Origin of the sequence: Limnobacter humi, assembly GCF_024518835.1 — a bacterium.
Lineage (GTDB): Bacteria > Pseudomonadota > Gammaproteobacteria > Burkholderiales > Burkholderiaceae_B > Limnobacter > Limnobacter humi.
On the sequence record NZ_JANIGO010000002.1, the window covers coordinates 418,615 to 440,338 of the forward strand.

Below are 21,724 nucleotides of genomic sequence, written 5' to 3' on the forward strand. Positions count from 1 at the left end.
GCTGCCTCGGTCGTTATTGACGCTGCCCGGTGGTTGTCCAGCGCCTCACATGCTTGTTCAAAAACTGCTGCAAACCAACCGCTTCAAACAGGTCTACCCGCCACTCATGCCGCTGCAATTGATCGTGATTCAACCAGAGGTACGTATCCACTTGCAGTGGCTCCTTGAGGCTTTCAAGCTGCACCGCAATGGTCTGGCGAGTGTATTCAGGCCCTTCAAAAGCATCCAGCCGTTCGATGTCCTCAGGGGTTACGTCCAACCAGACCATGCCCTGAACCTGCGCACCGGCTTGCTCAACCATGGCCGGGTAATCTTCTTGGGGCACCGCGTAACGGGCATAGCCCACAGCCGTCGCGGGCTGCCGGGCATACTGGCCTTTCACCACCTGTTGCCACACGGGCAAATACATCAGCGAACCGTAGACAAACACATGCATGCCAGCCTCTCCGGTGAGTCAAGGCTTGAATGGTACCTTTGCTGGGCGGTTTTGGATTACAGTCAGTAAAACTTTAGACCGAACATTCGATAACACAACAACACCACCGGAGGAGACCTGTGAAATCACTGCAAGACCTGTTCAACCTGAATGGCCAAGTGGCCCTGATTACCGGCGCAACCCGAGGCATTGGGTTGGCTTGTGCAGAGTTGTTGGCCGCCCATGGGGCAACCGTGATCATTTCCAGCCGAAAAGCCGACAGTTGTGCAGCGGTGGCTCAAACCCTGACTGACAAAGGCTTCAAAGCTGTGCCGATGGCTTGCCACTTGGGTGAAATGGCTGAGATTGAAGCCCTCTGGAAACAGATTGAGCAGCAGTTTGGTCGGCTGGATATTTTGGTCAACAATGGCGCAACCAACCCACACTTCGGGCCCATATTCGATACCGACCTGTCCGCCTTTCAAAAAACAGTGGATGTGAACATTCGGGGTTATTTCTACATGAGCAGTCTGGGTTACAAACTGATGGCCAAACACGGTGGCGGCAGCATCATCAATGTGGCGTCCGTCAATGGGGTTATTCCTGGTTTGTACCAAGGCATTTATTCCATCACCAAGGCGGCCGTTATCTCCATGACGAAAGCATTCGCCAAAGAATGTGCACCCGCCAAGGTTCGCGTCAATGCCATTCTGCCGGGGGCAACCGACACCAAGTTCGCCTCTGCACTGGTCAACAACGATGCCATTCGAAATGCACTGCTTCAGCATGTCCCCATGAACCGAATTGCCCAACCGTCGGAGATGGCCGGCACGGTGCTTTACCTGGCCTCGGAAGCCTCCACCTACACCACGGGTGCCTGCATCAATGTGGATGGGGGCTACCTGGTGGCTTAACCCTGTTTAAGACTGGAAATGGGGGGCAAACACCCCCCATTCACCTTTGTTGACGATTCAGGGATGGCAGCGTGCGCAGGGACTTGCTAGGCTGGTTTTGTCTGGCCAACGTCCCGGAGCACACCATGAGTACCAAGCTGCAGACCATTCTTCAAGCCGCCTGTTCCCTGCCTTCCATTCCACGTGCTGTACAAGAGGTGTTGGGACTGCTGGAAAAACCGGACCTGACCATCGGCGAACTGGCTGAGGCACTGTCCCACGACCCGGTGATGAGCGCCAAAGTGCTGCGGCTGGCCAACTCGGCTTATTTCGGCGTTCAACGCGAGGTGGACACGGTTGAGAGCGCAGCGCTCATGATCGGGATTGATTCCATCCGGACCATGGTGCTGGCCTCGGGCATGATGGACACATTCAAGGACATGGCCCGGTTTGACCGTCAGCGGTTCTGGACCATCTCCCTGCTGTCAGCGTACATTGCCCGCGATCTGGCCAACTCGGTCGGCCTGAACGGCAACAAGGCTTACACCGCCTCGCTCATTCATGGCCTGGGCGTTCTGGCCATTCACAAAGCCCTGCCCGACCTTGCCGATCAAATTGATCAAAATTGCAAAGACGAATGCCCCTATGACCGTGCCGATGTTGAAAACGCATTGCTGGGCTTTCACCACGGCGAGGTGAGTGCCGAAATCGCCAAAGGCTGGAAACTGCCCGAGGACATTGGCGAATCCATACGCCAATACCCACACCCCCGTCGAACCGGCCCCTATAGCCTGTCTAGCATTGTTCACTTGAGCGTGGCATTGGCCATGGACCTGACCGACGACATGCCCGAAGAATTGTGGGTGGATAACCTGGACAGCAGTGTGGAAGAGTTGCTCAGTACCACACTGGACAATTTGAAAACCCTGCGCCCGCGCTTTGACAAATCCCGGGAGTTTGTGGAAATGCTGGTGACCACCCACTGACGGCGTGGTCACCTCAACGGGATCCGATGTGCCCACTGGCGACTCAGTTCCAGCTCAGTTCCAGCTCAGTTCCAGTTTTCACTGTTGGTGGAGCACTCAGAATCAGCCGGGTTAACGCCGCAACGGATCTTCTTGAGAATCTTCAAACCACCTTTATCATAGAGACCTTGATCGGCAATTGACACACGCGACTCCCGCAACATCACCGTGTACTTGATCATGTTCTCGGGTGTGAGGTCACTCCAGGTTCCTTCGGGAATGGATTTTTCCGCGCGGGTGATGATGGAGAGCGCCCGGTCAAACTGCGACAACCAGTAGGTTCTGGACTTTGCACCAAAGCCGCTGGGGAATTTGGTGTTGTTGATCACCATTTGGTAACTCAAAATCACAATGGGAAACCGATTGATGGCCCCTTTGGTGCCAATGCCACGGTACAGCTCCAAAGGCTTGTAGGCCGCTGCCGGTGCAGCAATCATGTCCACGGCACCGTTGTTGAACTTGCTGGCAAAATTGGTAATGTCGGCGGACACAGGCTGGGCACCAATTTTTTGGATCATCACGGCTTGCGCTTTGTCATAGTCAAAGGCTGCAATCTTTTTCCCAGCCAAATCCTCCACCGTGCGGATTTTCCGATCATTGATAACCGGGTAAGCCGTACCAAATGGAATGATGCCGGCAATTTCATATTTGCCATTCACGTTCAGCTTGGCTGCAGCCGGTTGGGCAAACAATTGAATGGCCCGCCGCACCACGTCATAACTGGCTGGCATGTCCACCTTGTTGTTTTTCACGATGGATGAGACGCCCAAGGAGTCTAGCACCGCTGTGGTGGCATTGAACTGGCGAGTCCGAAAGCCAGTGGCGTACAGGGCATCGCATTCGCCGGCAATGAAGTCTTGCGTCGCAATTCGCTCATCCGTGTATGCGCGCAACTCAATATCAGCCCCCCACTGCTTGGCGGCCACCACATAGTCTTTCGACATGTTGTACACGTCGCCAGTCGCGCCCAGCAAATCGTAGACGCACAATTTCGAATTGGCTGCGGCTTGTGCCGGTGCTGCAACCCCAAGGGTCAGGCCCAATGTTGCCAATACAGATGCCGCCAGGCCTTGAGCTGGTTTGAACTTCATCTCTCTGTCTCCATGTGTGAATGCCCTTCAATGGGCGTCATCGCCAGGGCTTTGTCAATGCGTACCCTGTGCATTCAAATATTATTGCACTGGGAATTTGCCTTCAAATTGACCATTCAGGACAAATTTCCAGCCCATTCGAACACGCAGCAGGCCGGGCTCGGTTATAATCCGCCCCTTCGGAGACGTGCGAGAGCGGCTGAATCGGCTTGACTCGAAATCAAGTAAGGGGGCAACCCCTTCGAGGGTTCGAATCCCTCCGTCTCCGCCATCCATTCCATAAAAAAGCGCCGCTCGGCGCTTTTTTATTTCAAGGTAGTATGTCGAATGAGACAATTTTCCGAATCATCGAATCACCAATTCTTGAGGAATGCATGAACATGAGACGTTTAGTGGCTTTATCCGTGTTGGTTACACTGTTGTATGGTTGTGCGGTCTACACACCCGCGGGAAGCGTCGTTGTTGATCCTGCTGGTGGGCGGGGCGATGGGGGCGGCTTCTGCCCGCCAGGACAGGCCAAAAAGGGTAACTGCTGACCCAGTGCGAATTGTTGGACAATGCAACGGGGATAAGCCTTTCCCAAATGGCTTGAACACTATATTATTTACACACCGTAACTATTATACATCCCGCAATGTCCAACAAACTCATCCGCCTGGGCTTTCTCTCCGCTGGCCTCACCAACCTCATTGGCATGCTGGCTGTCAGTGAGGCCTTCACCAACACACTGTTCAATGAACTCTCGCCCACCGTGTTCTCCAATTTTGGAGCGGTGTGCATCATGCTGTGGGGCTTGGCTTATCTGTCGGTCGCCCACAAGGCGCTGGAAGTGCCGCTGCTGTGCCTGGTGTTCGCGGTTGAAAAATTCTTGTACACCGGCACTTGGGTGGTGTGGGCGCAGCACAACTGGGGGCAACTGGCCACCATTCAAACCCAATCGCCCCAAACCGCGCTCTTTTACAGCAGTTATGGTTTGATCGACCTGGCCTATGGCCTGTTCTTCCTGTGGGTTGCCCTTCTGGGCTTCAAACAACAGCCCCCAGCACCACACGCGCACTGAACGCACCACACTGCGTCGGCCTTGATCCGGTGCAACGCACCGGATCTGCACGTCAATACGGAACAAAGGTTACAAAACTTTTCCGCACCGCACCAAATCGGGCACACAGCGCATCCGGGTTACGGCCCCTGCTTCCATTTCGCCCCGAAATTGCGCATTTCAATGCCACACGTCGATCAATTGACGCTTTGTGGTGCCTGGCACGGTCCCTGCTATTGGTTCAACGTAGACCTTTGCCAAAGACGGATCAGGTCGAAGTTGCACTGAAATAGAACGGACAACGGCGTCCATCCCTTGCCAGGCCCATCGGTGGACCCGGCATTGGCGATGTTCGCCGTTTTTTATTTTGATTTTCTAATGAAGGAAAAATCATGGATTCGAACAAGCCATCCAAACCCGCAATGCTGCAGGACCTCGGAGGCGTGTCATCCGACCGCCGCACATTCATCAAGCAAAGCTCCCTGCTGATCGGTGCTGGCGTTCTGGGTTCAATGGCTGCACCCAGTATTGTACGGGCTCAATCCACGAGCCTGGAAACCAAGGCAGCCAAACTCGGCTTCATCGCCTTGAGCGATGCAGCCCCATTGATTATTGCCGAGGAAAAGGGATTCTTCAAAAAACACGGCATGACCGACGTGGAGGTTCTGAAACAATCCTCGTGGGGAACCACCCGGGATAACCTTGTTTTGGGTGCAAAAAACAACGGCATCGACGGGGCTCACATCCTGAGCCCGCTGCCGTATCTACTCACCACGGGTGCGGTCACGGCCAACAACGTTCCCACCCCCATGTCCATCCTGATGCGGTTGAATGTCAACGGACAATGCATCTCTGTGTCGAATGAGTTCAAAGACCTGAAAGTTGGCTTGGACACCCGGGACTTTGGTCGGGCCATTCTCAAAAAGAAGGCCAGCGGCAAAGCTGTGAATGCGGCGATGACCTTCCCGGGTGGCACACACGACCTGTGGCTCCGTTACTGGATGGCAGCCGGTGCCATCAACCCGTTGACCGACATTTCTACGATTGTGGTGCCACCACCCCAGATGGTGGCCAACATGAAAGTGGGCAATATGGATTGCTTCTGTGTGGGCGAACCGTGGAACCTTCAACTGGTTAACCAGGGCATTGGCTACACCGCACTGACCACTGGCGAACTGTGGCACAACCACCCCGAGAAAAGCTTCGCCATGCGCAGCGACTATGTGGCGGCCAACCCCAATGCGACCAAGGCGATTGTAAAAGCCATCATGGAGGCACAAATGTTCTGCGACGACCCGGCCAACAAGGAAGAAGTGGCCAAGCTTTGCTCGCAGCGCCGTTGGTTCAACGTGCCGGTGGCCGACATTGTCGACCGCCTGAAGGGCCACTTTGACTACGGCACCGGCCGCGTGGTGGACAGCAGCCCGGAGACCATGAAGTTCTGGAAGGAATACACCTCTTACCCCTTCCAAAGCCATGACCTGTGGTTCCTCACAGAAAACCAGCGTTGGGGCTACCTGCCCGCCAAGCTGGACACCAACGCCCTCATCAAGAAAGTAAACCGCGAAGACATCTGGCGCACGGCTGCAGCAGAGTTGGGTGTCGACAAAAAGGACATTCCCAAATCGACCTCACGCGGCGTTGAGAAATTCTTTGATGGCAAGGTGTTTGACCCGGCCAAACCCAAAGCATATCTCGACAGCCTGGCCATCAAATCCATGAAAGGCTGAGTGGAGCACACACCATGATGAACACCGACACACTGGACCAACTCAACCGGGCGCAACTGGCCAAACGCCACACGCCGCTGATTGAAACCGAGTTTTTCAAACAGTGCATGAAGCAATTGGGCAAGGTGGTTCCGCCCGTGCTCATCACTGCCTTGCTGTTGCTGATCTGGGAACTCCTGTGCTCTGGCCAGGGGGCTCGCCTGCCCTCGCCCAGCAAAGTGATCAACGACACCTGGGAACTGATCATTGATCCGTTTTTCTTCCGAGGTGGCACCGATGTCGGCATGGGTTGGCAAATTCTCGCCAGCCTGAAGCGGGTGGCCTACGGCTATTCGATTGCCGTGGTGGTGGGTGTGGCCTTGGGTGTGTTGGTGGGCCAGTCCACCTGGGCCATGCGCGGGCTTGATCCAATTTTTCAGGTGTTGCGCACGGTACCACCGCTGGCTTGGCTGCCGCTCTCGCTGGCTGGTTTTCAGGATGGCAACCCGTCGGCAATTTTCGTGATCTTCATCACCTCGGTGTGGCCCATCATCATCAACACCTCGGTGGGCATTCGCAATATTCCGGAAGATTACCGAAACGTGTCCCGCGTGATCCAGCTCAATGGCCTGGAGTTTTTCTGGAAGATCATGCTGCCGGCTGCAGCCCCCTACATTTTTTCAGGCTTGAAAATTGGTGTGGGTTTGAGCTGGTTGGCCATTGTGGCGGCTGAAATGTTGATTGGTGGTGTGGGCATTGGCTTCTTCATCTGGGACGCCTGGAATTCCTCACGCATCAGCGAAATTGTATTGGCCCTGCTCTACGTCGGCGTGGTCGGCTTCATGCTGGACCGCCTGATGGGTTTCGTTGGCCAAAAAATTACCCGTGGTACCAGCGCCGGTTAAACACCGTCCGCACCATCCGGCAACACAGGAGAACACACCATGTCAGACCGCTTTCTCAATCTCTCCAAAGTTCACATGAACTTTGAAAAAAACGGCACCGTCAACCCGGTGCTGCGTGATGTCAATCTGGACGTTCAACGTGGCGAATTCATTTCGCTGATTGGGCACTCGGGTTGCGGCAAATCCACCGTGCTCAACATCATCGCCGGCCTGCTTCGGGCCAGCGAAGGCGTGGTGCTGGTGGACAACAAAGAGGTGAACGCACCGGGGCCAGACCGAGCCCTGGTGTTTCAAAACCACTCGCTGTTGCCGTGGCTCACGGTGTATCAAAACGTGGAGTTGGCAGTGGACAAAATTTTCCGCAACAGCAAAACCGCAGCCGAACGGAAAGACTGGATTCTTCACAACCTGGAAATGGTGAACATGGGCCACGCGCTAGACCGCCTGCCTTCTGAAATTTCCGGCGGCATGAAACAGCGCGTGGGCATCGCGCGGGCGTTGGCCATGGAACCCAAGGTGCTGCTGCTGGATGAGCCCTTCGGTGCACTGGATGCGCTGACACGTGCCAAGTTGCAAGATGAAGTGATGCGCATTCAAAGTGAATTGCAAAACACAGTCGTCATGATCACCCACGATGTGGATGAGGCCGTGCTTCTATCGGACCGGATTGTGATGATGACCAACGGCCCGGCAGCCACCATCGGCCAAATTCTGGATGTTGATTTGCCCCGCCCACGCGACCGCATCGCCATGGCAGACGATACCCGTTACAACCACTATCGCCATGAGGTGCTGAGCTTCCTGTACGAAAAACAGCGCAAGGTTGAAGACTTCGACAAGCACAAGCAGCAACGCAACAGCACGGTCGCATCCGGCTCGACGAAAGCGCACGCTTAAGGCAGCGAGTGCGGCATTGTGCAAAGCAAGCCCTTGTCGGTCACAACTGGCAAGGGTTTTTGACAATTTAACTTTGTTAATTATTCAACTGAAAAATAAATAACATTTTTGCCTGTTCTCCCGCTTTGGGTGCATGCACCCAATGATTAACATGGGACAGCGAATCAACACCACCCTTGACCTTGCTGACCATGCAGTTACCCATTCAATATCAAGCCGCGCTGGCGGTGGCCCACCAAGCAACCAGCCTCAAAACCCGGACATGGCCCACACCGTTCTTTCCCGTTCATCACCATGCAGAACAGATGGCCACCGAGGCGATGCGATTGAACCTGGACAGCGCCGCCGTCAAGGCCGCCATTCTTCATGATCTGGTGTTGATGAGCCCGATAACCCTGGACGACATTGAACGCGTGGCGGGTCATGAAACCGCAGACTTGGTTCAACTGATGACACCGGATACTCGCGTGCTTGAAAACCCGGCGCAATTTGATCTCACGGCCTATTGCGCAGACGTGGCTCGAAGCAGCACTGTGGTGCAAACACTGGTGCTCATGGACTGGCTTCAAACTGCATCGCTGATCGGCGCTTCCAGCCCGGCGCTGGCTCCAGGCCTTGGATTGCATTTGCAACAGGTTGCAACAGCACTTCACCAGGCACCCCACGTGCTGCAGGCGCGAGCCGCCTGGATTGCCAGTTGGCTTGAACGTCGCCCCTATGAGCAACAAGTTGCGCAATACGCCGTGCAATCCAGTTTACGTAGTAACCCTGTCGCAAATTTGTGAAAAAGGTTTTCTTTAACGAAATCATCAGGGTTTGCCACTATTTCGGCCTTTGATCACTGCCCCTTACATTGTTGAACATAAAAAAAGCATAAAAAAACTACCGGGCCAATAAAAAAGTAGTTCAGCGTTGTAAACCAAAGGAGGCACTGATGACTGACATCATCAACAACAAGAAGCGTCGCGACTTCATCAAAGGCACATCTGCGGCCGCTGTGGGTGCTGGCACCCTCGCGTTCCCCATGATTGCCACCGCGCAAACCACATCCCTTCGATTCCAGAGCACCTGGCCATCCAAGGACATCTTCCACGAATACGCCACCGACTTTGCCAAAAAGGTCAATGAGATGTCGGGCGGCAAACTCAAGATTGAGGTACTGCCAGCCGGTGCCGTGGTCAAGGCATTCGACCTGCTCGACGCCGTGAGCAAAGGCACACTGGATGGCGGCCACGGTGTGGTGGCTTACTGGTATGGCAAAAATCCCGCCGTTGCGCTGTGGGGTTCAGGCCCGGCATTTGGCATGGATGCCAACCAGGTGCTGGCTTGGCACAACTACGGTGGCGGCAAACAACTGCTCGATGAAATTTACGACAGCTTGAACCTGGAGGTGGAGTCGTTCCTGTATGGCCCCATGCCCACGCAACCACTGGGCTGGTTCAAAAAACCGGTAAAAGGGCCACAAGACCTCAAGGGCTTGAAGTACCGCACCGTGGGCCTGTCCATCGATATTTTCACCAAAATGGGCCTGGCTGTGAATGCACTGCCCGGCGGTGAAATTGTGCCAGCCATGGACCGCGGCCTGCTGGACGCAGCCGAGTTCAACAACGCCTCGTCCGACCGCTTGCTGGGCTTCCCGGATGTGGCCAAGGTGTGCATGCTGCAAAGCTTTCACCAGGCCTCTGAGCAGTTCGAAATCCTGTTCAACAAGAAAAAGTATGCGGGCCTGTCGGCTGAGCAAAAGGCCATCATCAAATACGCGGCCGAGGCGTCGTCTGCGGAAATGAGCTGGAAGGCCATTGACCGCTATTCCACCGACTATCAGGAAATGCAGACCAAGCAAGGCGTGAAGTTCTACAAAACGCCCGACACCATCCTCAAGGCACAACTGCAGGCTTGGGATGAAGTGACGAAAGCCAAGTCCGAAGAAAACGCCACCTTCAAGAAGGTGTTTGAGTCGATGCGCAACTTTGCCAAGCGCACTGCGAAGTGGCAAAACGACACATCGGTGGACTACAAGATGGCTTACAACTTCTACTTCGGCGGCAAGAAGTAACCGGTGTCCATTCGGAAGAAGCCAACAATTGGGTAACCGGTTGTTGGCTTTTTTTAAACCCTCTTGGTTTTCGCATCATGCAAACATTTTTGTTGTTTATCGACAAGGTGTCGACCTGGATCGGTCAGGTGTTTTCCTGGTCCATCGTGGCACTCACCTTGCTCATCGTCTGGGAAGTGGCTTCCCGGTATATTCTCAACAGCCCGCACCCTTGGGTGTTCGACGTAACGTACATGCTCTACGGCGTACTGTTCATGATGGCCGGTGCCTACACGCTGGCCAAAAATGGTCATGTACGGGGCGACGTGCTGTATGGCTTTTTCACACCGCGCACGCAGGCGTTCTTCGACCTCATCCTGTATGTGCTGTTCTTCATTCCGGGTGTTGTTGCCCTGTCATACGCGGGTTATCAATTCGCATCCGACGCCTGGATCATCAAGGAACATTCCTCGGTAACCGCCGACGGACCGCCCATTTACCACTTCAAAACCATCATCCCGATTGCCGGCACCATGCTGCTCTTTCAGGGTTTTGTAGAAATTGTGCGCTGTGTGATGTGCCTGAAAAACGGTGAATGGCCCAGCCGAGAAGAAGACGTCGAAGAAGTGGATGTCGACAAACTCAAAGCCATGGTCGGCAAACAATAAAGGGGCATGGCATGAGAAAGGAACTGTATTTCGGCCTATCCATCATGGCCATGATTCTGATCGGGGTGGTGTACACCCTGCCCTCACCGGCTGACATGACCAATGGTCATTTGGGCCTGTTGATGTTGTCGCTGGTGGTGGTCGCCATCATGCTGGGCTTTCCCACGGCGTTTACGCTCATGGGCATGGGCATGATTTTCACCTACCTGGCCTACGATCGCGACATCGGCAAAACCTTGGACCTCATGGTGCAATCCACCTTCAAGGTCATGACCAATGACGTGCTCATCTCGGTGCCGCTGTTTGTGTTCATGGGCTACCTGGTGGAACGGGCCAATTTGATTGAAAAACTCTTCAAGAGTTTGCATTTGTCGATGGCCCGGGTACCTGGCGCATTGGCCGTGGCTACCCTGGTAACCTGCGCCATTTTTGCAACCGCCACCGGCATTGTGGGTGCGGTGGTCACGCTCATGGGTTTGCTGGCCATGCCCTCCATGCTGAAAGCCGGGTATGACACCAAGATGGCGGCAGGCGCCATTACTGCAGGTGGTTGCCTGGGCATTCTCATCCCGCCGTCGGTGTTGCTCATTGTGTATGGTGCCACTGCGGGTGTGTCCGTGGTTCAACTGTACGCCGGTGCGTTTTTCCCGGGCATCATGCTCGCGGGTTTGTATATTTTGTACGTCATCATTCGCGCAAAGCTGAACCCGAAAAGTGCACCACCACTCTCGGAAGAAGACCGTCGAGTACCCCTCAGCCCGGCACTGGCTGCGCTGAAAAACGCAGTGGGCACCAAACATGCCATCAGCGCCTTGCTGGATGGCTTGAAGGGCCGTGCCGCCGGCAGCTTGAGTACTGCTGACGTGTTCAAACAGTTTGTTGTAGCCCTGTTGCCTGCCCTGTTTGCGGCATTCCTGTTTGGCTTGGTATACACCAAACTGACGGCCCCCATTGAAGCCGACACGGCAGCCGATGGCTTGGTGAGTTTTGATGCCACCAGCAGCGAAATTCAGCCCAGTGGTGTTACCGACAATGGTGACCTGGCCGAACCACCATCAGAGGAAGGCGGCTTGCAGGAACCGGAAGGCTCAAGCGCTGAGCCAGGCGCACTCAGTGAGCCTCAAACCAGTGAGCCTGAGGGAGCCAGCCAGGAACCTGCAGCAGTGACTGCAGCAGAGCCATCACCCGCTGAAGCCAGCATGCCTGCAGCAGAAGCTGTGGCAGAGGCACCGGTCATTCCAGACGCACCGCGTGGCTTCTGGATCTCACTGGCTGTGGTGGGTGTTTTGCTGGCTTTGTACTATGCCAAGTTGAGCTACGAGCGTCTTGAAGTATTCAAGATGTTGCTGCAGTCCTTCTTCCCGCTGGCGTTTCTCATTTTGGCGGTGTTGGGCAGCATTGTATTTGGTCTGGCCACCCCATCAGAAGCAGCGGCTGTGGGAGCCTTCGGTGGGTTCCTGTTGGCAGCGGCCTACAAGCAACTAAATGTGGGGCTGGTTCGGGAGTCGTCCTACCTCACCGCCAAAACCAGCGCCATGGTGTGCTGGCTGTTTGTGGGCTCTTCGATTTTCTCTGCCGCCTTCGCGCTGCTGGGTGGTCAGGAAATCATCGAAAAATGGGTGCTGTCACTGGGTCTAAGCAAAACCGAGTTTCTGGTGCTGTCTCAAGTGATCATCTTCATCTTGGGTTGGCCTCTGGAATGGACGGAAATCATCGTGATTTTCATGCCGATTTTCATTCCATTGCTGGAGCACTTCCAGATTGACCCGCTGTTCTTCGGCCTCTTGGTGGCCTTGAACCTGCAGACCGCATTCCTCTCGCCGCCTGTGGCCATGGCGGCCTTTTACCTGAAGGGAGTATCACCGCCCAGTGTCACCTTGAATCAGATTTTCGCGGGCATGATCCCGTTCATGATGATTCAGATTCTGGCGATCGTGCTGTTGTACATGTTCCCTGGCATTGGCTTGTGGCTGCCCGAGGTGCTGTACAAATAAGCCGGAAGACCGTGGTTGCCGATCGGTTGTCACCATGGGTAACCACATAACAAAAAACCCGCCTTAGGGCGGGTTTTTTGATTTGGCGGAAGCTGTGAGATTCGAACTCACGGAGGGCTCGCACCCTCGCCGGTTTTCAAGACCGGTGCATTCAACCACTCTGCCAAGCTTCCAATGGGCGCAATTATACCCACTTTACAACCCGGTGACGACCTGTTCTGCCGAACGGGCCTTTAATTGGCCTTTAATGCGCCTCAGTGTGCCTCCAGCCCAAGCCGCTTTTTCATGGCTCGCATGGACAGGTAAGAAAACACGGCGATGACAGGAATCGCCACAGCGGTCACCAATTCAGGCGCCAGATGCACCACGTCCAGCACTTTCAAGCCTTTGGCGATGTAACCAGCCAAGCTCGCACCATAGTAAGAAATTGCCACGATCGACAGGCCTTCCACCGTTTCTTGCAAACGCAGCTGGGTTTTGGCTCGGCCATCCATCGACGTCAGCAAACGCTGGTTCTGGCTTTCGCGCTCAATTTCAACCCGCGTGCGCAACAGCTGGGTGACCCGGGAAATCCTCGCGGCGAGCTCATCCTGTCGCCGTGCTGTCCAGGTGCAGGTTTTCATGGCGGGGCCCAAGCGACGGTCCATGAATTCACCGAAAGTTTGCATGCCCACCATTGGAATTTCTTTCAATTCCGTGATGCGCTTTTTCACCAAGTCGGTGTAGGCCTCGGCGGCTGTAAATCGCACGCGGTTTTCGGCACTGAGTTTCTCAACCTTGGCTGCCAAATCGGTCAATTGGCTCAACAGTCGGCGATCCATTTCCAGGTCCTCGGCTGTGACAGCCTGAAGATGCTCCGACTTGCTGGTGGCCGCCATTTCACTGGCCAGTTCAACCAATTGGTTTTCATAACCGCTGAGCTTGGGCAAGGTGGCCCTGGCCACTGGAAAACTCAGCAGTGCCATCATGCGGTAAGTTTCCATTTCGATGGTCCGCTGCACCACGCGGCCCAACTGGCGCGAACCCATGCTCAAATTGCAAATCAGGAAACGGGTTGCTCCACGGTCTGCTATTCGCAAGTCTGAAAACACCTGTCCGGCCCCGTTGGCGATCATGCCGCCAATCAGTGTGTTGCCGTCAAAATAACCCGCCACGCTTTTGGGCTCACGGGGTTTTTCTGTTTTTTGAACAAACAGCTCCAAGGCCACCAACAGCGTACCGGGCAAACTGGCCATCCAACTGGCCGGCAAGCGACGCGTCACGGGGCGATCGAACACAATGGCGTGATCTGCCCGCTCAAAAAACGTCAAGGTGATGAACTCATTGTGCTTCTCAAGCCGCAGGCGCAATGCCGACTCACCCAAGCACAGGTTGATGCTGACCTGCGGCGCTGAAAGCTCAGCCTCGCTCATGGCGGGGCAACCGCAGTATTCAATCAATTCTTGAAGCGCGTTGACCAGCGCCGCATTGACATTGCCTTGAACCAGCATGGCAATGTGGAATACGCGTTCCTGGGGCCACAGCGCTTCGGTGGGGCGTGAGTGTACCTCGTCATTCAACACCTGCCGCAGCGGGTGTGCTTGCGGCAGCACATTGCTTTTGTTCTTGCTCATCGTGGGCAACCAGTCAGCTTCTGGCCCGAATTTCAGGCCAGGCTTTCATCAGGTAATAGCACATCGACCACACGGTGAGCACAGCCGCCACGTAAATCAGCAGCATGCCCAATAGCCGCATGTCGATGCCCAACACAGGCTCATTGACCAGCAACATGGGAATCGCGACCATTTGTGCAATGGTCTTCAGTTTGCCCAACCAATTCACAGCCACACTGTTGCGTGCGCCAATGCTGGCCATCCACTCCCGCAAGGCTGAAATGGTGATTTCACGGCCAATAATAATCAAGGCGATGAACGGACCAATCCGACCCAAATCCACCAGAATAATGAGTGCTGCGCCCACCATCAGCTTGTCGGCCACGGGGTCTAGAAAGGCGCCAAAGGCAGAGGTTTGATTCCAGCGGCGGGCCAAGTAACCATCAAACGCATCGGTGATGGCAGCCACGATGAAAATCCATGCACCAACCCAGTTCTGAAGATGAACCGGCAACACTGTATCCGGCAGAAAATACACACCCACCACGAGCGGAATCAGCACGATTCGTATCCAGGTGAGGATCATGGGCAGGTTTAAGGGCATGGTGTTCTAATTGTTGTGGTGGTTGGTGAGGAATCTTTGCCTTCAACCGTGAATATATCAGCGTGACCCCAGCTTGAGCAGCCCGCCCTTAGTGCAGACGGCGATAAATTTCCTCAGCCAAGGTGGACGAAATGCCGTCGACTGTCATCAGGTCTTCGACACTGGCCGCTTTTACACCCCGCAGGCCGCCAAACCGGGTCAACAGCTTTTGTTTTCGCTTGGCCCCAATTCCTTCAATTTCGTCCAGGGCTGAGGCTTGGCGAGCCTTGGCACGCTTGGCACGCATGCCGGTGATGGCAAATCGATGTGCCTCGTCGCGAATTTGAGCAATCAACATCAAGGCCGGGTGCCCGGGCCCCAGTTCCAGGCTGGGTCGACCATCTGGAAATACCAGGGTTTCCAAGCCCACCTTGCGGTTTTCGCCCTTCTTCACGCCCACAATCAGACCAATGTCCAGGCCCAGTTCAGTGAACACTTGCCGCACCACCTCGATTTGCCCCTTGCCGCCATCGATCAGCACCACGTGGGGCATGGCGATGGGCTCTTTGCCTTCCCGCTGATAGCGACGCGTCACAGCCTGCCGCATGGCCGCATAATCGTCGCCTGGCGTGATGCCCTCGATGTTGTAACGGCGGTACTCCCGGCTTTGCATGTCGTGGTTGTGAAACACCACACACGATGCTTGGGTGGCCTCACCAGCTGTGTGCGAAATATCAAAGCATTCCACCCGCAAGGTGGCCAACAAATCGACAGGCTCCAGTTCGGCGGCTGCATCGTCGGTGCCTGGGGCAACCGGCAATGGTTTGATATCCATCTCGCGCGTGCCACCCTGCTCTTGCAATGCTTCTTCCAGCCGGGCTTCCAGGCCCAGCGTTTCAACCAGGGCACGGGTTCGGAATTGCGCCGAGCCCTGTTCTGCAATCCGCCGTTCAATGGCAATGCGCGCATTGTCAACCGCCATGTCGAGCCATTTGCGGCGTTCACTCTGCGGCTGGCGGATCAAATTGATTTTGCGTCCCGCCTGTTCCGACAAGGCCATGATCAACTCGGGCGCATCCAGGTCCTGGTTCACAATCAGCAGGGGTGGAATGGGTCGGTCCACATACGCCTGGCTCAAGAATGCTTCCAGCACCTCAGGCCCCAAATCTTCTGACACCTGGTTGACCGACGGAAACAAGGGCTTGTCGCCCAAATGGCGCCCGCCCCTGACCATGGCCAGGTTCACGCACACCGCACCACCCTGAATCACCACAGCAATGATGTCGGCGTCGTCCTCCCCGCCAGTGGTGTCCACACTCTGCTTTTGCAACACACGGCCCAAGGCGGATAATTGGTTGCGAAACACAGCCGCCTTTTCAAATTCCAGCAAACTGCTGGCTTCCAGCATTTTGTCCTCCAGCTCGGCCAGCACTGACTTGTGGTCTCCTCGCAAAAAACGGGAGGCGGCCGCAACATCCAGCGCATAATCCTCCGGTGTAATGCGCCCCACACAGGGCGCACTGCAGCGTTGAATCTGCGCTTGCAGGCAAGGCCGTGAGCGATGGGCAAACACGGTGTCCTCGCAGGTGCGCAGCAGAAACACCCGCTGCAACACCTGAATACTCTCCTTCACCGCCCACGCATTGGGAAACGGACCGAAAAACTGGGAACGCTTGTCCACTGCACCCCGGTAATAAGCCACACGGGGATAGGTGTGATTGGTGATGCGCAGGTAGGGGTAGCTTTTGTCGTCGCGAAACAAAATGTTGTAACGCGGGTTCAGGCTTTTGATGAGGTTGTTTTCCAGCAGCAGGGCTTCCGCCTCGGTGCGTGTGGGGGTTACATCCACCCGCACGATGCGCTCCACCATGTGTGCAGTGCGCGGGCTAGAATGGGTTTTCTGGAAATACGAGGACACCCGTTTCTTCAGGTTTTTCGCCTTGCCCACATACATCACGACCCCATTCGCGTCGATCATGCGGTACACACCGGGGCGTGTGGTCAACTCACGCAAAAACGCGGCAACATCAAAGACCTCTTCCGGCGGTGTGGCGGCTTGCTGGGTGTCGTCCATGGTGCGTTGGCTGGATGAAAGCTGCCTTATTGCGGCAAATGGTCAGGCAGGTAATCCACAATGGCCTGCAACACCGCTTCAAACATGGGCGCAGTCAAACGGCCTGTTTGCGTGTTGTAGCGGCTCACATGGTAACTGTCGAACAGGCGAACGGCGCCCAAGTCATGCTGCGCAGCATGGCCAAACTTGAAAGCACTCTGCTTGTGACCTGTAGCCTTCAACACGGCCTGATGGGCAACCAACCCCAGCGCCAAAATAGCTTGGGGTGGGTGCTCCACCAATTCACGCGCAATGAATGTGTTGCAGGTTTTGATTTCCGCTGGCGTGGGTTTGTTTTCTGGAGGAACACACTTCACCGCGTTGCTCACCCGGGCGTTGCGCAATTGCAAGCCGTCCCCCACAGCCACCGACTGCGCCTTGGTGGCAAAGCCAAACTTGTTCAAGCTGCTGTAGAGCAAATCACCACAGTAATCGCCGGTGAATGGCCGCCCGCTGCGGTTGGCACCATGCAAACCGGGGGCCAGGCCAACAATCAACAATTGGGCTGATTCGGGACCAAACGGCGGAACCGGGCCATTGAAATGGTCTGGAAACTTGACCCGGTTCTGTTCATGAAAACTGTGCAAACGTGGGCAAGCTGAACAGTGCACATCAAACACCGCAGTGGGCCACTGCTGGTCCATGGGCAACGGCGCCCAGGGCTTGCAGGCCTGCTCAACCAAAAGTTCAGTGTGCATTTTACCGGGTTGCATTTTATTCATGTCAGCCCAATGCCTTGCGGGCATTCCAGAACAAGCGCATCCAGGGCGAGAATTCGCCCTCACCTGTGGGTGACCAGCTCATTTGCACCGTGCGGAATACGCGCTCAGGGTGCGGCATCATGATGGTGAATCGGCCATCGGGTGTCGTAAAACCAGCCAGCGCTTCCGGGCTGCCATTGGGATTGAATGGATATTGCTGCGTGGGCTCACCGTTTGAGCCCACATACTGCACAGCCACCAGGCCACTTGCAGTCAGTTGCGCATGGTTGCCCTGCCGTGAAAAATCTGCCCGGCCTTCGCCATGGGCAACCACCACCGGCACTACGGACCCTTCCATGCCTTGCAGCAGAATCGACGGTGTTTTGTTGACCCGCACATTCACCAAACGGGCCTCATACTGCTCGCTCTCATTGCGCATCAGTTTGGGCCAGTGCTGTGCACCGGGAATGAGGTCGCTCAAGGTGGCCATCATTTGGCAACCATTGCACACGCCCAGGCCGAATACATCGTTGCGAGCGAAGAATGCAGCAAACTGGTCAGCCAACACACTGTTGTAGCGAATGGTTTTGGCCCAGCCTTCACCGGCGCCCAACACATCACCATAACTGAAGCCACCACAGGCTGCCAGGCCTTGGAACTCGCTCAATGTGCGTTTGCCGGTGAGCAAATCGCTCATGTGCACATCGACCGCATCAAAGCCGGCTTGCGTAAACGCGGCGGCCATTTCCAGTTGACCGTTCACGCCCTGCTCGCGCAACACAGCCACACGGGGCTTTTTGCCAGTGGAAATGAATGGTGCGGCCACGTTGGCTTGTACATCAAACGCGGGCTGCCACACCAAGGCATTGGGCAACTCGGCTTGCACGGCATGTTCGCTCTGTGCGCATGCGGGGTTGTCGCGGCGTTTGGCGATGTGGAAGCTCACCTCGTCCCACTGACCTTGCAACACGGCACGGGTTTCCGAATACACACACTTGGCATCGCGATACAGCTCAATCACATCGCGGTCATTGGGTTTGCCGATGATGTTGCTGTGCTTGCTCAAGCCCACCGAACGCAGCACATCCATGGCTTCGCTTTTGCGGGCTGCGGGTACTTGCAACACAACGCCCAGTTCCTCGTTGAACAGGGCTTTCAGCGTGAGTTCATTGCGCTGCACCGCCACCTGCTCCGGGCGAATTTTAAAATCGCCCCAATCGGCTGCATGGGGGTCAATGGTGATGATGTCGAGGTTAATTGACAAACCGGTGCGGCTTGCAAAGCTCATCTCGGCCAGCGCTGCCATTAAGCCACCATCGGAACGGTCGTGATAAGCCTTCACCAGCCCATGAGCGCGCAATTCGGTCATGGCTTTGGCAAAGGCCTTGATGTCGTCCGCACTTTCAACGTCGGGCGTGTCGTCACCCAACTGGTTGGTGACCTGGGCCAGCACACTGGCGCCCATGCGCATTTTGCCGCGGGCCAAATCCACCAGCACCAGCACGCTGTCCTCTGTGGTGTCCAGCACCGGGGTCAGCGTGCCGCGCACATCGTCCACCTTGGCAAAAGCCGACACAATCAAACTGACTGGCGACAGCACTTCTTTCTGCTCGGCACCCTCGCTCCAGCGGGTGCGCATCGAGAGGGAGTCTTTGCCCACCGGAATGCCCAGACCCAACTGTGGGCACAATTCTATGCCCACAGCCTTCACGGTGTCGAACAACGCCGCATCCTGCCCAGGCGTACCACAGGCAGCCATCCAGTTGGCACTCAGCTTCACATCTTCCAGTTGGGCCACGGGCGCAGCCAACAAGTTGGTCAGGGCTTCAGCAATCGCCATGCGGCCAGATGCCGGCGCGTTCAATACCGCCAACGGGGTGCGTTCGCCCATGGCCATGGCCTGGCCGGTGTAGCCGGTGTAATCGTTGGTGGTCACAGCCACATCGGCCACCGGCACCTGGTAGGGGCCCACCATTTGGTCGCGCGCGGTAAAACCACCCACGGTGCGATCGCCAATCGTGATCAAAAACCGCTTGCTGGCCACAGCCGGGAACTTCAGCACCTGTGAAATCACCTCGCCCAATTCACTTTGGGTGAGGTCCACCGGCGCTTTGGCTGGCTCCACATGCTGATCTTTGCGTTCCATGCGGGGCGGCTTGCCCAACAACACTTCCATGGGCATGTCGACCGGGCTACTGGCGCTTTCAGCGTCCAATACCTTCAACTGTCGTTCTTCGGTCACCACGCCCACCACGCAGAAGGGGCAACGCTCGCGCTCACACAGCTCGGTGAACAGGGCCAGCGACTCGGGTGCAATCCCCATCACATAGCGCTCTTGCGATTCGTTGCACCAAATTTCAGCCGGGCTGAGTCCGCTTTCATCCAGGTTGACTTTGCGCAAGTCGAAAGTGGCACCGCGATTGGATGCATCCGCCAATTCAGGGAATGCGTTGGAAATACCGCCCGCGCCCACATCGTGAATACTCAGGATGGGGTTGTGCTCACCCAGGGTCCAGCAACGGTCCAGCACCTCCTGTGCGCGGCGTTCCATTTCCGGGTTGCTGCGCTGTACCGAATCAAAGTCCAGCGCCTCGGTGTTGGTGCCTGCATTCATGGAGGATGCAGCACCACCGCCCATGCCAATGCGCATGCCTGGGCCACCCAATTGAATGAGCAAGGTGCCTTCGGGCAAATCCAGCTTGTGGGTGTGGCCATCGCGAATGTTGCCAATGCCACCGGCAATCATGATGGGCTTGTGGTAACCGTACACGCGCTCACCGACGCGCTGCTCGAAGGTGCGGAAATAACCGCCCAGGTTGGGCCTGCCAAATTCGTTGTTGAAGGCAGCCGCGCCAATGGGGCCGTCAATCATGATTTGCTGCGGTGTGGCAATGCGGCTGGGAATGCCCACGGGCTTGGCCTCACCACGTTGTTCCAGCGGCTGCAGGGCATCCTGGCCGTTTTCCCAGGCCTGTGGCGCATCGTCAAAGCGCAAATGTGACGTGGTGAAACCGCACAGGCCAGCTTTGGGCTTCGCGCCTCGGCCGGTTGCCCCTTCATCGCGAATTTCACCACCAGACCCAGTGGCGGCTCCCGCATAGGGTGAAATCGCTGTGGGGTGGTTGTGGGTTTCCACCTTGGCCACAAAGTGGGTCAACTCTTCATGCGGGCGGTACACGCCATCCGCATCGGCAAAAAAGCGTTGCACAGTGTGGCCTTCAATCACGGCGGCATTGTCCGAATACGCCACCACCGTGCCCTGCGGCGTGGTCTTGTGGGTGTTGCGGATCATGCCAAACAGGGTTTCGCTTTGGGCCTGTCCGTCGATGGTCCAAGTGGCATTGAAAATTTTGTGGCGGCAGTGCTCGCTGTTGGCCTGCGCGAACATCATGAGTTCCACATCAGTGGGCGAACGGCCCATGCTGGTGTAGGCATCCAGCAGGTAATCGATTTCATCATCGCTCAAGGCCAGGCCCAGCTCGCTGTTGGCTTTCACCAAGCTGTTGCGGCCTTCGGTTAGCTCAACAATCTGCAGTGCCTTGCCCTGCAACGGCAGGAATAGGTTTTTGGTGTCATAACCATCGGGCAACACGGTTTCCGTCATGCGGTCATACAGCATCGCCTTCAACTGCGCCAGGGCTTCGCCTTCCGGCAATTTCGCGCCCCCCAACAAGCCTTTTTTGAACAGGAGTTGAAACTCAACACCCCGCTCCATGCGCACCACGCTGGACAGCCCAGCATTGTGGGCAATGTCGGTGGCCTTGGAGGCCCAGGGGCTGACCGTCCCGAGACGCGGCACAACCACACAGCGTACATCCACGCGATCCAAGGCCGGGGCCGGGTGACCATAGTCGAGCAAGCCTTCCATCACATGCAGTGCCTGGCCTTCCAATACCGATTTGGAGGCCACAAAGTGCACAAAGTGTGCGGACACAGCCGCCACATTCGCATCCACGGATTGCAGGCGTTTCAGCAAGCCCTCGGCACGAAACGCAGACAGTGCGGAGGCACCATGAAACACGGAAACAGCGAATTGATCAGCCGAAGACAGGGCGAGAGACATG

The 21,724-nt window shown here is 56.0% G+C and carries 17 protein-coding genes and 2 tRNA genes; 11 read left to right on the top strand and 8 right to left on the bottom strand.

Annotated features, from left to right (window positions below; genetic code table 11):
• Positions 1–13: 13 nt before the first annotated feature.
• The gene (locus NQT62_RS07000) at positions 14–436 is read right to left on the bottom strand and encodes a gamma-glutamylcyclotransferase family protein (RefSeq protein ID WP_256763951.1); all 423 of its coding nucleotides are present in this window, start codon (positions 434–436) and stop codon (positions 14–16) included.
• A gap of 119 nt (positions 437–555) precedes the next feature.
• Between NQT62_RS07000 and NQT62_RS07005 the strand changes: the two genes are divergently transcribed.
• Positions 556–1,329 (top strand): SDR family oxidoreductase, encoded by a 774-nt coding sequence (locus NQT62_RS07005; RefSeq protein WP_256763952.1) that lies wholly within the window; start codon positions 556–558, stop codon positions 1,327–1,329.
• A gap of 125 nt (positions 1,330–1,454) precedes the next feature.
• Positions 1,455–2,294: an HDOD domain-containing protein gene (locus tag NQT62_RS07010; RefSeq protein ID WP_256763953.1), complete on the top strand. Its 840-nt coding sequence runs from the start codon at positions 1,455–1,457 to the stop codon at positions 2,292–2,294.
• 65 nt (positions 2,295–2,359) lie between these two features.
• Here NQT62_RS07010 and NQT62_RS07015 read toward each other — a convergent pair whose 3' ends face one another.
• Positions 2,360–3,424, bottom strand: coding sequence for a putative solute-binding protein (locus NQT62_RS07015; protein ID WP_256763954.1), 1,065 nt, complete (start codon positions 3,422–3,424; stop codon positions 2,360–2,362).
• Between the two features lie 181 nt (positions 3,425–3,605).
• Between NQT62_RS07015 and NQT62_RS07020 the strand changes: the two genes are divergently transcribed.
• The 9 genes from NQT62_RS07020 to NQT62_RS07060 all read left to right on the top strand — a co-directional run bounded on the left by NQT62_RS07020 (position 3,606) and on the right by NQT62_RS07060 (position 12,671).
• Positions 3,606–3,695: transfer RNA gene (locus tag NQT62_RS07020), tRNA-Ser, on the top strand.
• Between the two features lie 363 nt (positions 3,696–4,058).
• Positions 4,059–4,484 carry a hypothetical protein gene (locus NQT62_RS07025; protein WP_256763955.1) on the top strand — a complete coding sequence of 142 codons (426 nt, stop codon included), beginning with the start codon at positions 4,059–4,061 and terminating at the stop codon, positions 4,482–4,484.
• Between the two features lie 371 nt (positions 4,485–4,855).
• Positions 4,856–6,193, top strand: a complete 1,338-nt coding sequence (locus tag NQT62_RS07030; protein ID WP_256763956.1) for a CmpA/NrtA family ABC transporter substrate-binding protein — start codon at positions 4,856–4,858, stop codon at positions 6,191–6,193.
• A 14-nt stretch (positions 6,194–6,207) separates the two neighbouring features.
• On the top strand, positions 6,208–7,077 hold the full coding sequence (ntrB, locus tag NQT62_RS07035; RefSeq protein ID WP_256763957.1) for a nitrate ABC transporter permease: 870 nt from the start codon (positions 6,208–6,210) through the stop codon (positions 7,075–7,077).
• 39 nt (positions 7,078–7,116) lie between these two features.
• Positions 7,117–7,974, top strand: a complete 858-nt coding sequence (locus NQT62_RS07040) for an ABC transporter ATP-binding protein (protein ID WP_256763958.1) — start codon at positions 7,117–7,119, stop codon at positions 7,972–7,974.
• Between the two features lie 191 nt (positions 7,975–8,165).
• Positions 8,166–8,759 carry a hypothetical protein gene (locus NQT62_RS07045; protein WP_256763959.1) on the top strand — a complete coding sequence of 198 codons (594 nt, stop codon included), beginning with the start codon at positions 8,166–8,168 and terminating at the stop codon, positions 8,757–8,759.
• A 149-nt stretch (positions 8,760–8,908) separates the two neighbouring features.
• Positions 8,909–10,030, top strand: a complete 1,122-nt coding sequence (locus NQT62_RS07050; RefSeq protein ID WP_256763960.1) for a TRAP transporter substrate-binding protein — start codon at positions 8,909–8,911, stop codon at positions 10,028–10,030.
• A 77-nt stretch (positions 10,031–10,107) separates the two neighbouring features.
• Positions 10,108–10,677: a TRAP transporter small permease subunit gene (locus tag NQT62_RS07055; RefSeq protein ID WP_256763961.1), complete on the top strand. Its 570-nt coding sequence runs from the start codon at positions 10,108–10,110 to the stop codon at positions 10,675–10,677.
• 11 nt (positions 10,678–10,688) lie between these two features.
• A complete protein-coding gene (locus tag NQT62_RS07060) occupies positions 10,689–12,671 on the top strand; it encodes a TRAP transporter large permease (protein ID WP_256763962.1) in 1,983 nt (660 codons plus the stop codon).
• Between the two features lie 83 nt (positions 12,672–12,754).
• Here the strand turns inward: NQT62_RS07060 and NQT62_RS07065 are convergent.
• From NQT62_RS07065 to purL, 6 genes are all read right to left on the bottom strand, one after another.
• A tRNA-Ser gene (locus NQT62_RS07065) sits at positions 12,755–12,844 on the bottom strand.
• A gap of 81 nt (positions 12,845–12,925) precedes the next feature.
• Positions 12,926–14,284 (bottom strand): DUF3422 family protein, encoded by a 1,359-nt coding sequence (locus NQT62_RS07070; protein ID WP_256763963.1) that lies wholly within the window; start codon positions 14,282–14,284, stop codon positions 12,926–12,928.
• 13 nt (positions 14,285–14,297) lie between these two features.
• On the bottom strand, positions 14,298–14,867 hold the full coding sequence (gene pgsA, locus NQT62_RS07075; protein ID WP_256763964.1) for a CDP-diacylglycerol--glycerol-3-phosphate 3-phosphatidyltransferase: 570 nt from the start codon (positions 14,865–14,867) through the stop codon (positions 14,298–14,300).
• An 88-nt stretch (positions 14,868–14,955) separates the two neighbouring features.
• Complete coding sequence (uvrC, locus tag NQT62_RS07080) at positions 14,956–16,920, bottom strand: excinuclease ABC subunit UvrC (RefSeq protein WP_306173579.1); 1,965 nt, start codon at positions 16,918–16,920, stop codon at positions 14,956–14,958.
• Between the two features lie 26 nt (positions 16,921–16,946).
• Positions 16,947–17,657 (bottom strand): uracil-DNA glycosylase, encoded by a 711-nt coding sequence (locus NQT62_RS07085; protein ID WP_256763965.1) that lies wholly within the window; start codon positions 17,655–17,657, stop codon positions 16,947–16,949.
• A 25-nt stretch (positions 17,658–17,682) separates the two neighbouring features.
• The gene (gene purL, locus NQT62_RS07090) at positions 17,683–21,723 is read right to left on the bottom strand and encodes a phosphoribosylformylglycinamidine synthase (RefSeq protein WP_256763966.1); all 4,041 of its coding nucleotides are present in this window, start codon (positions 21,721–21,723) and stop codon (positions 17,683–17,685) included.
• Between the last annotated feature and the right edge of the window lies 1 nt (position 21,724).